Source organism: Termitidicoccus mucosus (assembly GCF_038725785.1).
Lineage (GTDB): Bacteria > Verrucomicrobiota > Verrucomicrobiia > Opitutales > Opitutaceae > Termitidicoccus > Termitidicoccus mucosus.
This window is the reverse complement of sequence record NZ_CP109796.1, coordinates 3175867-3190889: the sequence shown is the minus strand read 5'-3', so window position 1 is coordinate 3190889 and position 15023 is coordinate 3175867. Positions and strand designations below refer to the sequence as shown.

Annotated in this window: 13 protein-coding genes; 8 read left to right on the top strand and 5 right to left on the bottom strand. The window is 66.0% G+C overall.

Features of this window, described 5'->3' with window-relative positions:
* Window positions 1-206 precede the first annotated feature (206 nt).
* From lipB to hisC, 7 genes are all read left to right on the top strand, one after another.
* The gene (lipB, locus tag OH491_RS11290; protein ID WP_084442369.1) at window positions 207-941 is read left to right on the top strand and encodes a lipoyl(octanoyl) transferase LipB; all 735 of its coding nucleotides are present in this window, start codon (window positions 207-209) and stop codon (window positions 939-941) included.
* Between the two features lie 63 nt (window positions 942-1004).
* On the top strand, window positions 1005-1910 hold the full coding sequence (lipA, locus tag OH491_RS11285) for a lipoyl synthase (RefSeq protein ID WP_068771315.1): 906 nt from the start codon (window positions 1005-1007) through the stop codon (window positions 1908-1910).
* Between the two features lie 525 nt (window positions 1911-2435).
* Window positions 2436-4082: a thiamine pyrophosphate-dependent enzyme gene (locus OH491_RS11280; protein ID WP_068771316.1), complete on the top strand. Its 1647-nt coding sequence runs from the start codon at window positions 2436-2438 to the stop codon at window positions 4080-4082.
* Complete coding sequence (locus OH491_RS11275) at window positions 4079-4561, top strand: 2-oxoacid:acceptor oxidoreductase family protein (protein ID WP_068771317.1); 483 nt, start codon at window positions 4079-4081, stop codon at window positions 4559-4561. The genes OH491_RS11280 and OH491_RS11275 overlap by 4 nt, the downstream gene beginning before the upstream one ends.
* Window positions 4558-5883 carry a phenylacetate--CoA ligase family protein gene (locus tag OH491_RS11270; RefSeq protein WP_068771318.1) on the top strand — a complete coding sequence of 442 codons (1326 nt, stop codon included), beginning with the start codon at window positions 4558-4560 and terminating at the stop codon, window positions 5881-5883. The genes OH491_RS11275 and OH491_RS11270 overlap by 4 nt, the downstream gene beginning before the upstream one ends.
* On the top strand, window positions 5880-6323 hold the full coding sequence (locus OH491_RS11265) for an ACT domain-containing protein (protein ID WP_068771319.1): 444 nt from the start codon (window positions 5880-5882) through the stop codon (window positions 6321-6323). Before OH491_RS11270 ends, OH491_RS11265 begins: the two co-directional genes overlap by 4 nt.
* Window positions 6320-7414, top strand: coding sequence for a histidinol-phosphate transaminase (gene hisC / locus OH491_RS11260; protein ID WP_068771320.1), 1095 nt, complete (start codon window positions 6320-6322; stop codon window positions 7412-7414). Before OH491_RS11265 ends, hisC begins: the two co-directional genes overlap by 4 nt.
* Before the next feature lie 9 nt (window positions 7415-7423).
* On the opposite strand, the gene OH491_RS11255 is transcribed toward hisC, so the two are convergent.
* Entirely contained in the window at window positions 7424-7822 is a 399-nt protein-coding gene (locus OH491_RS11255) for a PaaI family thioesterase (protein WP_068771321.1), read from the bottom strand.
* 217 nt (window positions 7823-8039) lie between these two features.
* Here OH491_RS11255 and OH491_RS11250 point away from each other — a divergent pair, with 217 nt between their 5' ends.
* Window positions 8040-8546, top strand: a complete 507-nt coding sequence (locus OH491_RS11250) for a tetratricopeptide repeat protein (RefSeq protein WP_068771322.1) — start codon at window positions 8040-8042, stop codon at window positions 8544-8546.
* Between the two features lie 295 nt (window positions 8547-8841).
* On the opposite strand, the gene OH491_RS11245 is transcribed toward OH491_RS11250, so the two are convergent.
* The 4 genes from OH491_RS11245 to OH491_RS11230 all read right to left on the bottom strand — a co-directional run bounded on the left by OH491_RS11245 (window position 8842) and on the right by OH491_RS11230 (window position 14687).
* Entirely contained in the window at window positions 8842-10290 is a 1449-nt protein-coding gene (locus tag OH491_RS11245; protein ID WP_068771323.1) for a (Fe-S)-binding protein, read from the bottom strand.
* Between the two features lie 2 nt (window positions 10291-10292).
* Complete coding sequence (locus tag OH491_RS11240; RefSeq protein WP_068771324.1) at window positions 10293-11666, bottom strand: FAD-binding oxidoreductase; 1374 nt, start codon at window positions 11664-11666, stop codon at window positions 10293-10295.
* Window positions 11667-11740: 74 nt separating this feature from the next.
* On the bottom strand, window positions 11741-13297 hold the full coding sequence (locus OH491_RS11235) for a phytoene desaturase family protein (protein WP_068771325.1): 1557 nt from the start codon (window positions 13295-13297) through the stop codon (window positions 11741-11743).
* A gap of 250 nt (window positions 13298-13547) precedes the next feature.
* The gene (locus OH491_RS11230; RefSeq protein WP_068771326.1) at window positions 13548-14687 is read right to left on the bottom strand and encodes a PKD domain-containing protein; all 1140 of its coding nucleotides are present in this window, start codon (window positions 14685-14687) and stop codon (window positions 13548-13550) included.
* Between the last annotated feature and the right edge of the window lie 336 nt (window positions 14688-15023).

Genomic DNA, 15023 nt, shown 5'->3' with positions numbered 1-15023 from the left:
AAATACTTCGAAGCATTTTTAGACTTTAGGTAGGGCGAGGCGTCCCCGCCGAGCCGTTGCTGGTCCACGGCTCGGCGGGGACGCCTCGCCCTACCCAGAAGAGTGAATTTCATTCGGAATTGGTGTTACTCAAAAATTTGTGATTCGCCCCGCCGCGACGCCGTGAGGGATTGCGCCGCCGCGCAAACCTGCGACACTCCCGCCCCATGCCCGCGCAGTCGCCAACGCCGCCGCCGCACCTCACCGTCCTCCCGACGCCACCGCCCGCGCCCGGGTTCCCCGCGCCGGAGCCCGTCACGCTGGACTGGGGCCGCACGCGTTATGACGCCGCCTGGCGCATGCAGGACGAACTCGTCACGCAACGCATCGAGAACCGCATCACCGACACGCTCGTCCTCACCGAGCACGACCCCGTTTTCACCATCGGCATGCGCGGCGGCGCCGAAGGCAACCTCCTTTGGGACGAAGCCCGGCTCCGCGCCGAAGGCGTCGAAGTCATCCGCACCAACCGCGGCGGCGACATCACCTACCATGGCCCCGGGCAGATCGTCGGCTACCCCGTCGTCTCCCTCGCGCCGCGCAAGGACCTGCACGCCTACCTGCGCCTCCTCGAGCAAGTCCTGATCAACACCCTCGGCAACCTCGGCCTCGCCGCCGCGCGCCGCCCCGGCAAGACCGGCATCTGGCTCGGCCCGCGCAAGGTCGCCGCCATCGGCGTGGCCGTCCGCCGCTGGGTCGCCTACCACGGCTTCGCCCTCAACGTAAACGTCAACCTCGGCCACTTCGGCGGCATCGTCCCCTGCGGCATCGCCGCCAGCGACGGCACCGTGACCTCCATGCAATCCGAGTTCGGCCGCTACGTGGACCCCGACGAAGTGAAACGCGTCCTCCACGACGAATTCTGGCAACTCTGGCCGCGCTGGCACGACCAGGCCGGATAGGCGTTTCGCGCACACATCCATCTTGTTACTTGCGACTTGTTACTTGATACTTCTCCTCCGCCCATGCCCGACACCGACACCACGCGCAAACCCTCCTGGCTCCGCGCCAAGCTTCCCACCGGCACCGGTTACGCCGCCGTGCGCAAACTCGTGGACAACCAGCACCTCCACACCGTCTGCCAGAGCGCGCAGTGCCCGAACCTCGGCGAATGCTGGACCCGCGGCACCGCCACCGTGATGATCCTCGGCAACATCTGCACCCGCTCGTGCAACTTCTGCGCCATCGCCACCGGACGCCCCACCGAACTCGATCTCGGCGAACCCGCGCGCGTCGCCGAATCCGTCGCCCGGATGGGCCTGCGCCATTGCGTCATCACCTCGGTCGCCCGCGACGAACTGCTCGACGGCGGCGCCTCCGTGTGGGCCGCCACCATCCGCGCCATCCGCTACCGCAACCCCCGCACCGCCATCGAAGTCCTCGTCCCCGACTTCAAGGGCAACATGGAGCACGTTGACACCGTCCTCGACGCGCGCCCCGACATTTTCAATCACAACATGGAGACCGTCGAACGCCTGCAAAAACCCGTGCGCGTGCAGGCCCGCTACGACCGCTCCCGCTCCGTCCTCCGCCACGCGAAAGCCCGCGGCTTCACCACCAAGACCGGCATCATGCTCGGCCTCGGCGAGGAGCGGCACGAGATCGAGCAGACCCTCCGCGACATCGCCGACGACCGCACCGACATCGTCACCATCGGCCAGTATCTCCAGCCCACGCCCAAGCACTGGCCCGTGAAACGCTGGGTGCCGCCGGAGGAGTTTGCGCACTGGAAAAAGTCCGGCCTCGCGCTCGGCATCGGCGTGATCGAAAGCGGCCCGCTGGTGCGCTCCAGCTACCACGCCGACGAGCAATCCGAGAAATACACCGGCGCCGACCACCTCAACACCGCCAACCGCCTGGCCAGCGCGTGATCATGGACAAACGCCGGCAATGAGCCGTCGCGAAGCGGCTATCGCAGCCATGAGGCGAAGTCGGCGACGCGTCCAACGCGCTGCCCTGCGCCGCGTCGATGAATTTTCAAAAACTGCCGGCAGCTTCCGATGTCTGTCAGGAGGAGTTTCGAACGAAGCGACAGCCTGCCATGCAAATGAAATTTCAAAAGATATTGTTACATAGTAAGTTATAGACTTATCAAGGTAGGGCGAGGCGTCCCGCCGAGCCGTTGGTCGCCCGCGGCTCGGCGGGACGCCTCGCCCTACCCAAAATATAACTTTCGTTTGGAGATATCATAAACCTCCCTGAACTCCGTGTCGGAGCTCTGTGCATGCTGTGACCCGGTTCTGCGTCCTTGCCGTGAAAACAGCCGTTCCAAATAGCGAAGAACCGGAAAGGTTCCGCGGGGTGACATCATTTTGAGTCGCCGCCCAAAGATTCCGGCCCCGGTTATTCGGGGTTGCGTCGCTGGGGATTGTACCCTTCAAAATGGAACGTTTATCATGGAAACCCCTTTGTATCAGAAGTCCGCGCCGGTGCCGCGGCATTTCCTCATGGGCAACGAGGCCGTGGCGCTCGGCGCCCGGCACGCGGGCGCGGCGCGCGGCACCGGCTACCCCGGGACGCCTTCGAGCGAGATTTTGGATGAGTTCAACCGGCTCGGCGGCCCGGCGGAATGGGCGCCAAACGAAAAGGTCGCCGCCGAGGTCGCGCTCGGCGTCGCGTTCGCCGGCGCCGGCGCGTTCGTCACCATGAAGCATGTCGGCCTCAATGTCGCCTCCGACGTGCTTTTCACCGCCGCCTACAGCGGGGTGGACGGCGCGCTGGTGTTCGTGGTCGCCGACGACCCGGGCATGGCGTCGAGCCAGAACGAGCAGGACTCGCGCCGCTACGCGGTGGCCGCCGGGGTGCCGTTGCTGGAGCCGTCGGACTCGCAGGACGCCTACGATTTCACACGGCTGGCGTTCGAGCTTTCGCGACGCTGGCACATCCCGGTGCTGCTCAAGCTCACGACGCGCGTCTGCCATTCCGGCTCCGTCGTCGTGCCGCGCGCGCCGACGGAGGCGCCGGCGCCGGAGGAGCTGAAGCCGCCGGCGGACATTTCGCGCCACGTGATGGTGCCCGGCCATGCGCGCCCGGCGCACCAGCGGTTGCGCGCCAAGCTCGCGGAAATCGCCGCGTGGAACGAGGCCGAGGGGCCGAATCTGCGCCTCGGCGGCGACGGCGACAACGGTGCCGGGAAGGCCGCGCCACTGGGCATCGTCACCGCCGGCTCGTCGTTTCAATACGCGCGCGAAGCCGCGCCGGAGGCCGCGTTTTTCAAGATTGGCATGGTTTATCCGCCGCCGATGAACGCCGTGCTTGCGTTCGTCCGCTCGGCGGCGCGCGCGTTTGTGATCGAGGAGAACGACCCGGTGCTGGCCGACGCCATCCGCGCCGCCGGCGGCAAAATCGAGGGCGCGCCGGAGCTGTTCCGCTTCGGCGAGCTGAACGTCGCGCGGGTGCGCCGCCTCCTCGCCGGCGACGCCACGCCGGAGCCGCCGCCGCCGCGCGCCGTGCCGCCGCAGCTTTGCGCGGGCTGCCCGCACTCGCGCACGTTTGCCTCGCTCAAGAAACTCGGCTGCTTCGTCGCGGGCGACATCGGCTGCTACACGCTCGCGGCCACGCCGCCACTCTCCGCGCTGCACACGCAAATCTGCATGGGCGCGGGCATCGGCGTCGGCCTCGGCCTGCGGCACACGCTGCCGCGCGAGGAGGCGCGGCGCGTGGTGAGCGTGATCGGCGACAGCACATTTTTCCACAGCGGGCTGACCGGCCTGGCCGAGATGGCCTACAACACGCCGCCCACCGGCCACGTGCTCGTCATCCTCGACAACGCGACCACCGCGATGACCGGCCAGCAGCACCACCCCGGCACCGGCAGGCACCTCGATGGCAGCCCGGCCGGCAAGATTGACTACGAAAAAATCGCGCGCGCGATGAACATTCCGCGCGTGGAGACGTTCGACCCGTTGCGTGACGAGGAGGCATTCGAGGCCGCGGTGCGCGACGCGCTCGAAAAGGAACAACTCGCGGTCTTTGTCTCGCGGCGGCCCTGCGTGCTCGCCGCCGTGGCAGCCGCGAAGGCGGCGGGAGGCGAAAAAAAATGAAAACCCAAATGGTCAACGTGAAAATCGCCGGACTCGGCGGCATGGGCGTGCTCACCGCCACGCGGATCCTCGCCGAGGTGTTTTTCCGGCGCGGGCTGGACGTGAAAAAAGCCGAGGTCCACGGCATGAGCCAGCGCGGCGGCTCGGTTTGCAGCGACGTGCGCGCCGGCGAAAAAGTCTTCAGCCCGATGATTCCCGCGGGCGGGACGGATTTTTTGGTGCTCTTCCAGGACGACCAGCTCCCGCTCTACGAGGCGGACTGCTCGCCGCGCACCGTCATCCTCCGCGCCTCGACGCTCGACCAGTCGGCGCTGGCCAACAAGCGCGCGCTCAACTCCGCCATGATCGGGATGCTCAGCCGCGAATTCGCCGACGTGCCGGCGGAGGACTGGCGCGCCGTCATCCGCGACACGTTTCCCGCAAAGCTGCTCGACGCCAACCTCTCCGCGTTTGAGCTGGGAAGGAGCCACGCCCGATGAAGCACGACCTCCGCCCCGAATGCGCGCCCGACTACATGGAGCCGGACGCCCTGCACGCCCTCCAGCTCGCGCGCCTGCAGGAAACCGTCCGCCGCTGCCACGAGCGCGTCGCGCTCTTCCGCCGGCGCATGGACGAGCGTGGCCTCACGCCCGACGACGTGCGCTCGCTTGACGACCTCGCCAAGCTCCCCTTCACCGACAAGAACGACCTGCGCGACACCTACCCCTACGGACTCTTCGCCGAGCCGATGGGCAACGTCGTGCGCATCCACGCCTCCAGCGGCACCACCGGCAAGCCCATTGTCGTCGGCTACACGCGGGAGGACCTCGGCGTGTGGAGCGAGGTCATGCTGCGCTCGTTCGTCATGGCCGGCATGTGCGGCGACGACGTGCTCCAGAACGCCTACGGCTACGGACTGTTCACCGGCGGCCTCGGCGCGCACGGCGGCGGCGAGCGCCTCGGCGCCACCGTCATCCCCATCTCCGGCGGCAACACCGAGCGGCAAATGATGGTGCTGAAAGATTTTGGCGTCACCGCGATTTGCTGCACCCCGTCCTACTTCGTCCACCTCATCGAGCACATCAAGGAATCCGGCACCTCCTTCTCCGAACTCAAGCTCCGCGTCGGCGTCTTCGGCGCCGAGCCGTGGTCCGACGCCATGCGCGCCTACATCCAGCGGGAGTCCGGCATCCGCGCCCACGACATCTACGGCCTGTCCGAAATCATCGGCCCCGGCGTCGGCATCGAGTGCTCCGAGCAAAACGGCATGCACATCTTCGAGGACCACTTCCTCATGGAAATCGTCGACCCCGACACCGGCGCCGTCCTGCCCGACGGCGCCGAGGGCGAGCTGGTCATCACCACGCTCACGAAAAAGGCGTTCCCGATGATCCGCTACCGCACGCACGATATCACCTCCATCATCCCCGGGCGCTGCGCCTGCGGGCGCACCCTCCGCCGCATCCGCCGCATCCGCTCCCGCTGCGACGACATGATGATCATCCGCGGCGTGAACGTCTTCCCCTCGCAAATCGAAGCCGCCCTCCTCTCCGTCGAAAAAGCCCTGCCCCACTACCAGATCATCCTCACCCGCAAGGGCGGCCTCGACCAGATGGAGGTCAGCGTCGAGGTCACCAAGGAAATGTTCAGCGACCGCGTCAGCGAGCTGGAGGCCATGCGCCGCCGCCTCGCCCACGCCGTCGAGCACACCACCGGCCTGCGCATCCCCGTCGTCCTCGCCGAGCCGCACACCATCGCCCGCAGCGAGGGCAAGGCCAAACGCGTGATCGACCGCCGCCACGAGGGAGAAGAAACACCATGAATAACATCCGGCAACTCTCGGTCTTCCTCGAAAACCGCCCCGGCCATCTCGGCCAAGTCTGCCGCGCCCTCGCCGGCGCCGGCATCAACATCGTCACCATGACGCTCGCCGACACCACCGAGTTCGGCATCATCCGCCTCATCATCCGCGAATGGCGCGAGGCCAAGGACATCCTCGAACGCGCCGGCTTCACCGTCAAGGCCACCGACGTGCTCGCCATCGAGGTCGCCGACGAACCCGGCGGCCTTGAGGCCGTCCTTCGCACCGCCGCCGGCGCCGGCCTCAGCGTCGAATACATGTATGCCTTCGCCCGCGGCACCGGCAACAAGGCAATGATCGTGATCTGTTTCGACGACCCCGCCGCCGCCGCCGCCGCGCTCCGCACCGCCGGCGCCGGCGTCATCTCCGCGGAGGAATTTTATTCGGAAAAACAAAAATGACACCCAACCCTTGGATTGAAAACCTGCCCGTGTATGAGCCCGGCCGCCCGATTGAGGAAGTCGCGCGCGAACTCGGCTTCAACCTCGACGAAATCATCAAGGTCGCGTCGAACGAAAACGAACTCGGCCCCTCGCCCAAGGCCGTCGCCGCCATGACCGCCGCCGCGCGTGAGATGCACCGCTACCCCGACGGCGGCTGCTTTTACCTGAAGACGAAACTCGCCGCCAGGCTCGGCACCGGCGCCGGCAACCTCGCCTTCGGCGCCGGCAGCAACGAGCTGATCGAGTTCCTCGGCCACATCTTCCTCTCGCCGCAAACCAACATGGTCGTCAGCGACGGCTCCTTCGCCGTCTACCGCCTCGTCGCCGCGCTCTTCAACTCCCGCGCCATCGTCGCGCCCATGAAAAACTTCGGCCATGACCTCGACGCCATGATCGCCGCCATCACGCCGGAGACGCGCCTCATCGTCGTCTGCAACCCGAACAACCCCACCGGCACCGCCCTTGCCCCCGACGCGCTCGACCGCTTCATCGAAAAAGTCCCGCCGCATGTCCTCGCCGTGTTCGACGAAGCCTACTTCGAATACCCGCCCGACGCCATGCGCGCCGACCTCCTGAAGCACGTCCGTGCCGGCCGCGAAAACGTGCTGCTGCTGCGAACGTTTTCCAAAATCTACGGCCTCGCCGGCCTGCGCATCGGCTACGCCATCGGGCACGAGCGCATCATCGCCGCGCTCAACCGCGTCCGGCAGCCTTTCAACGTCGGCGCCATGTCCGCCGCCGCCGCCGCCGCCGCGCTCGACGACGACGCGCACCTCGCCGACTCGAGCCGCGTCAACTTCGCCGGCCTGCGTTTTTTTGAGAAAAACCTCCCGCAAATCGCCGGCGGCCTGGAATACGTGCCTTCGTTCGCCAATTTCATCTTGGTGAAAACCGGCCGCGGCCGCGAGGTCTTCAACACCCTGCAAAAACGCAAAATCATCGTCCGCCCGATGGACGGCTACAAACTGCCCGATTGGATACGGATCACCATCGGCACCGAGGCGCAAAACACCGCCGTGCTCGCCGCGCTGCGCGAAGTGCTGGCGTGAGACGCGGTTTCACGCAAACGGAAGAACGTTTTTCTTCCGGTAGGCCGTGGCGGTGAACAGGGCGATCAACTCCTCCTTTTCATTGGTCACGGTCACCTCGAAAGTCGCCAGTTTGCGATGGACATGCACGGCGCGGGCCTCGGCGAAGAGCGTGCCGGTGGACACGCCTTGGAAATAGCGGATGCTGGTTTCGACGGACACGGCCCAGTTGCCGTAGGCGTTGACTGCGGCGCCGAAGGTCAGATCGGCCAGGGTGAAAATCGCACCGCCCTGCACCACATTGCCGGCATTGAGGTGCATGTCCCGGACCTCCATCCTCGCCTTGGCCGCGCCCGGCGCCGCCTCCAGCAGCTCGACGCCGGAGAGGGCCGCATAGCGGTCGTTTTTGAAAAATTCCTTGATGGTCATCGGCGCAAATTTAAATCCGGGAAACGCGATTGAAAGCGTATTGTTTCATTCAAGGAAAGGAGCCGCCGGCAGCTTTTGAAAGCGCATCGACACACCCGGGAGCGGCGCGCATGCCCGACTGCAACCGCCATCACTTTGCGCAGAACCCCGCCCCGCGGGCATGCCTTACTTTGGATTGCAACGCGGGCGGGGCTTCGCACAGGATGTGCGTTTTTCCATGCAAACCCGGGTTGTCCCCATTCTTGCCATCGTGCTCGCCGTGTTTCTCGGCGCGTGCTCAAAATCGCGCGAAATCACCAACCTCGATCGCGCCGAGGCCGACGCCCGGGCCGCCAAGGCCCGCGCCGAAATCCAGTTCAACGACATCGGCAAAGCCGAAACCCTGCTGGTCGAGGCGCTCGGATTCAACCCCGACGCCTATGATTATTGGGCCGATCTCGCGAACGTGCGCCTGCGTCTTGGCAAAAACAAGGAGGCCCGCAAGGCATGCCAACAAGCCGTCGAGGCATGCCAGCGGCTCATCAAGCAAAATCCCGAGGACATCGACATCCGCATCGATCAGATCCGCCTGCTTGTATCATTGGGCGACAATAAAGCCGCGCGGGAAACGCTCGAACAGGCCGGCCGGGATCTCCCGAAAAACCAGGTCATCCGCGCCTGCATTGACAACAAACTCGTGGATCAACTGGCGGCGGACCCGGGTTTGCTGAAGCTGCCCGAATAATCTCAACGTCCGGCCAGTTCTTCCGGAATGGCCGACAACCCCTCGCGCGGCAGCGCGCCGTAGTGCAGGCATCTTTGCCTGCCGTCGTTACTTTATCGCGCGCAGCGCGCATTCTTTTTCTGAAGAGAGAAAGTCAGCGGCGCTTCGCGCCTTCGGTTTCGACGGCAGGCAAGGATGCCTGCGCTACGCGGCAGCGCACTGATTTATAAAACCCACCGGCCGCCTTTGCGATGTCGCGCTGGGTGGGCGGGGTTTTTGCATGGCGGAAGAAGGCGGGAAAGCCCGGCGCCGCGGATCAAGTCTTTCCCTCCTCGCGGTAGGCTTTCGCCAGCAGCACCACGGGATGGGTCACGGCGATTTCGGAGGCGCGGTCCGCCCGCAGGCCGTTTTCGATCTGGATGTGGCAGCCGGGATTGGCCGTGGCCACCACCGCGGCATGGGTCTCCCGCAGGTGGCCGATCTTGCGCTGGAGCAGCCAGGCGGAGGTCTCCGGCTGCGTGATGTTGTAGATGCCCGCCGAGCCGCAGCACCACGACGACTCGGTGCATTCGACGAGCCGCGCGCCGGGCAGCGCGCGCAGCACCTCGCGCGGCGCCGCGCTGATCTTCTGGCCGTGGCAAAGATGACAGCTCTCGTGATAGGTCAGGGTGATTTTGGATTTTAGATTTTCGATTTTGGATTGCGCCAGCGCAGCGGCAGCAGACAAGGGCGCGATGCTCGCGCCTCTTTCAGGAGCGCGGGCATTCCTGCCCGCGACATCGCGGACAAGAATGTCCGCGTTCCCGTCCGCACCGGCGGGCGGGGCGGGTTTGCGGAAGTTGATCTCGACCAGAAATTCGTGGATGTCGCGGACTTTGCGCGACCACTCGGCGGCGCGCGCGGCGTAATCCGCGTCGTCGTGGAGCAGGTGCCCGTAGGCGCGCAGGTGCGAGCCGCAGCCGCCGGCATTGGAGATGATCGCGTCGAACGCAAACGGATCGAACAGGTCGAGCTGGCGGCGGGCGAGTTCGCGGGCGGAGCGCAGGTCGCCGTTGTGCGCGTGCAGCGAGCCGCAGCAAGGCTGCACCGGCGGGGTGTGGACTTCGCAGTCGTTGGCGAGCAGCACATCCACCGTCGCGCGGTTGATGTCCGAAAAAACCAGATCCTGCACGCAGCCGGTCAGCAGCGCGACGCGGCGCCGGGCGCGCTCCGCCTTCGGCCCCTCGACCGGCGCGATGAGCTGGTGGCTGAACTTCGCGCAGGCTCGCGGCGCCTGCGGTTCGAGGCGGCGGAGATTGCGCGGGAGCAGGCGGTTGAGGCGGAGTTTTCTAAAAAGCCACTGGCCTCCGCTGGCCTGCCAGAGCCAGAGAAAACGCCCGGCGAGACGCAGCAGCCGGGGCCGGGTGAAAAGCACGCGCACGACCGACCAGCGGATGAAGTTTCGCTTCGGGCTGTCCAGCAGGCGCCGGCGCTCGATCTCGGCGCGCGCGGTCTCGAAAAGTTCGGCGTAGTGCACGCCGGCGGGACAGGCCGAAGTGCACGCGAGGCAGCCGAGGCAGTAATACATTTCCTCGGCAAACGACTTCGACAGCTCCAGCTCCCCGTCGGCAATCGCGCGCATGAGCGCGATGCGCCCGCGCGGCGAATGCCGTTCGAGTTTGGTCTCGGCGTAGGTCGGGCAGGTCGGCAGGCACATGCCGCAGTGCATGCATTGTTGCAGCACCGAGTAGTCCAGCGCCCGCAGGAGGTTGGGTTCGGCGCTCATTTTCAGTCGAGGATTTTGCCGGGATTGAGCAGCCCCTCGGGATCGAGGGTCCGCTTGACCGCGCGCAGCAGCGCGTGGCTGTCGTCGCCGAGCTGGCGTTTCAGATACGGTTTCTTCGCGAGCCCGACGCCATGCTCGCCGGTGATGGTGCCGCCGCGCGCGAGCGCCGCCTCCACGATGTCGGCAAACGCGAGCTCGACGCGCGCCATTTCGTCCGCGTCGCGCTCGTCGGTGAGGATGGTCGGGTGCAGGTTGCCGTCGCCGAAGTGCCCGAAGGTCGCGATGTCGAGGCGGTGTTTTTCCGCGACCGCCTGCACGGCGCGCACCATGCCGGCGAGTTCGCTGCGCGGCACGGTCACGTCCTCCAGGATCGTGGTCGGACGGAGCCGGGCGAGCGCGCTGAACGCGCTGCGGCGCGCCGTTGCGAGGCGCACGGCCTCCTCGGCGGACGTGGCGCGTTTCACCGAAGTCGCGCCGTGCGCGGCGCAAAGCTCCTCGATCTTCGCCGCCTCGTCGGCGACCGCCGCGGGGTGCCCGTCGGTCTCGATCAGCAGGATCGCGTCGGCGTCGCGCGGCAGGCCGGCGTGCGCGAAATCCTCCACGCACCGGATGGTTTTGCGGTCGAGAAACTCCAGCGTGCACGGGATGATTTTGGCCGCGATGATGGCCGAGACGGTCCCGGCGGCGGCATCCATCGCGGCAAACGTGGCCAGCAGCGTCTGGCGCGCGGCCGGCTTGGGCAGGAGCTTGAGCAGCACCTTCGTGATCACGCCCAGCGTGCCCTCGCTGCCGATGAAGAGATCGCGGAGATTGTAGCCGGCGACATCTTTTACGCATTTGCTGCCCAGCCAGCAGGTCGAACCGTCGGCGAGCACGACCTCCAGCCCCATCACATAGTCGCGCGTGACGCCGTATTTCAGGCCGCGCAGTCCGCCGGAGTTTTCCGCGACGTTGCCCCCGATCGTGGAAATTTTCATCGAGCCGGGGTCGGGCGGGAAAAACAAACCGGCCGCGTCGGCGCGGTTGTAGATGTCCTGCGTGACCGCGCCGGCCTCGGCGAGCAGGGTGAGATTTTTTGTGTCGAGCTCCAGCACCTTGTCCATATGCGCCAGGCACAGCACGAGCGCGCCGGGCGCCGGCACGCTGCCGCCCGAAAGTCCGGTGCCGCTGCCGCGCGTCACGATGGGGACACGCTCTTCGCGCGCGAGCCGGACGACGGTCGCCACCTCCGCCGCGGCGTGCGGGAACACGACGGCGAGCGGGAGTTGTTTCAGGGCGGCGGTGCCGTCAAAGCCGTAGGGCAGGATGTCCTCTTTTTCCGTGAGGACGTTTTCAGGGCCGAGGCGCCCGATGAGCGCGTCTATGATGCGGGGCATGGCGCAGTATCGAGACATCCCATCCACCCGCCGTCAACGGTGAGAATCGTGCGCCGCGAGGACCGCCGCCGCGCTCAGCCCTTTTGCAGGATGTGGTAGTTCGCCATCGAGATGCCGCTGAGCATCGCGCCGATGATGCCCAGAAAGCCCTGGTCGGTGCCGCAAAGATAGAGGTTCTCCAGGCGCGTGCGGCCCTGGCGGTTTTTCACCGGCGAACCGTAGATCGCGCCGGCGGCACGGTCCGTGTAGCGCGTGATCGTGCGCGGCGTGAACATGTCGGTCGCCGCCGTCGCTGCCTCCAGCGTGCCCGGCGGCAGCGGCGGCAGGAAGCGTTGCGCGTTGCGCGTGATGGCGGCGAACCAGCGCGCCTTGTCCGCGCGATAGGCGTCCTCCGGCAGGCCGGCCCAGCGGTCGTAATTCGCGAGACAGGTGCAGCGGAACCAGCCTTCCGGCAGGCGCTGCCCGTCGGGATAGGCGAAATTGTTGGGAAAACAAATCACGCCGCTGCGCAAATCCACCTGCCCGCCGGGCCGCGCGTAGGTGAAGCGCGGGGAGTCGTTGAAAAACACAATCGTGTCGTCACCCCACCCCAGCGCGGCGGGCTCGCGGTCGAGCACGCTGATGGTCTCGACATAGCTCAAACGCCCGGGCGGCTGGACCGGCTGCGGAATCGAGGAATGCGGAATGCGGATTGCGGATTGCGGAATTTCAAGCCCTCCGGCTGCAGCGGGTTCTTGTTTTTCTTCCATTCCGCATGTCAGGCTTCTCGCTGCGCTCGGAACCGCATTCCGCATTCCGCATTCAACAATCAGGCTCTCAGTCTCCGGCGCGCCGATGCTGCTGATGACGTGGTCGGCCGTGACTTCCGTGCCGTCGTCGAGCACGAGCGCCGCAGCCCGGCCCGCGCGCGCGATGATTTTTTTCACGCCGCACTTCATGCGCCGCTCGCCGCCGGCCTGCCGGTATTTGTCGAGCAGCACGCGCAGGATCACGCGCACGCCGTCCAGCGGACGCGCGAAGCCCTCGAAGAAGAGCGCCTTGAACATGATGACGAACTGGCCGAACTCCATGTCGTGCTCCTGCGCGCTGCCGTAGTACATGACCGGGCAGAACAGCATGTCCTCCAGCAACGGGTCGCCGATGTGTGCGCGCACCACCTCCCGCGCCGGCACCGGGCGCGCGTCGAGCGACACGTCGTCATGCGAGCGGATCGCCGCGACCAGCCGCCGGAATCCGTCGATCTGCGCGGGAAACGTTTGCGCGACCTCGCTTTCGAGCACGGCAAAGTCATTCGTGAAACGCAGCGACACCCCGCCCCGCGGCCCGAACGCGACGCGCGACTGCTTCTGTTCGCACAACGCAAATTCGTCGCGGTCGATGCGGAGCTGGCGCAGCAGTTTCGTCAACGGCGTGCCCTTCACGCCGGGCCGCGTGTAATTGGTCACCGCGTGCAGGCCGACGTCGAATTTCCGCCCGCCCTGGCTGTAGAAGCTGTTGAGCCCGCCGACGGCGTTGTGCCGCTCGAAGATGCACACGCGCCGCCCGAAATGCGCGAGCCGGATGCCCGCCGCGAGCCCCGACATGCCCGCGCCAATGATGACCGTGTCGTAATGAGTGCGCGTGCCGCTCATCGCGCCTCCTGCGATGCGGGAGTGATGTTTTCGTAGTCGGAAAATCGTGCCATGAAAGGCCCGTTTTGCGCACGCATCCGCAGGCGTGCAACCCGAAATGCAGCGGGTCGCGCCTCAGCGGGTGTAACCCAAAATGATGTCACCGCCGTAATCTTTCTTCTTTCTCTTTCCTCTTTCTCCCCACTCGTTCCTGACGAAAGAGAAAGATAAAGAGGAAAGAAGAAAGAGGGCGCTGACACAAACCCGGGCCTCAGCGCATCTGCACGTCCCACACTTTCGAGTGGCGCGACTTTCCGGCGGGCCCCTCGATGTCGAGAATCACCACGTAGTTTCCGGGTTTTTCGTAGGCATGGAGCGGATGCTGTTCCGTGGAGGTCTGGCCGTCGCCGAAGTCCCAATGCCACGCGGTGACCTCGCCGACGGATTCGTCCTTGAAGGCCACCACCCGCCGGTCGATGTCCACCAGCTTGAACGACCATTGCGCGTCGATTCGCTTCTCCCGCAAAAACGGTTCCTGCGGCATGAGGCGGAAGGCGGGCAGGCCGGACGCGTCGCCAAACATGGAGCGCTGCCGTCCGAGCATCCAGAATCCGTTGTTTCGCCCGCCGGACTCCGCGTTGTCGTAGTCGATGATGATCCAGCCCAGGCCGATGATTTTGTTTTCGTAGAGCAGCGACTCCACCGCGCGTTCCGGGCCCTCGGGGCCCGCGTAGTCGAAGGGCGTGATCCAGAACTCGAGCGTCAGTTTCCCGGGCTCGCCGGGCTTGAAATCAAACTTCGTCGCGGCATTGGCCCACGGCAGTTCCTTCGTCCACGTGGCCGAGCCCCACGCGAGCGCCCAGTCCTTGTCCACCGCGGGCGTGAAGATGTGGTAGTTCTGCGCATGCACACCGTGAATCGCCCATTTTTCCTGGGCCGGGCTGATGCGTCCGTCCGGCGTCATGCGGCGCTCGCCGACGATCTCCGGCCTCCAGACCGATTTCTGCGACGAATCCACCAGCACGCCGCCCGACGCATCGCCATCGACGATCAATTCAAAGGTGTCGTTGTGCAGGCCGGGCTGGGAAAAATCCCAGTAATCATCATAAGCTTCGTAGAGAAAATAAAGCCGGTTGAGCCCCTTCACCCAGCCGACGCGCACGCGCACATCGAGGTTCTTGGGATCGTGCTGGCGCGGTTTTGTCGAGCCGTCCACGAGTTCTTTGCTGCCGACCACATAACTCTCCGGCACGATGTCCCAGTCGGCCCCGTCGCCATCGACGCGCGGAATCCGGTCGGCCGGAAATTGAAAAACGGGAAACGTGATTTCGGGCCGGTCAAGGGCGCGCGCGGGTAGCGCGCAGAACGCGACCGCCGCGAACGCGGCGAGGAGGGAAAAGCGAAATTGCATGGGATGAAATTGCGGCCCCTGCCAATGGAGCCGCGGTTGTTTCCCAGCGTCGGCGCGTGCCGAAAAACAGGCACGCCCGCCGTTTATCGGCCAGTCCGATTTTTGGGTATTTCAACCCGGATTGCGCGAGTGGAGGATCGTGTGGCACGGGCGACCAGCATTCCACCCGGCCACGGCCCATCGCAACCGTGGCCCGTCCGCCCCCGCGCCAGCGACTGGGAGCGCCGGCTTCCAGCCGGCAGACGACGCGAAGCGTCGCCAAGCCCGCAGCCGAGTCGCCCGTGCTACCTGCCGGCTGGAAGCCGGCGCTCCCAGTCGCTCACGCGTCTGCGCTTG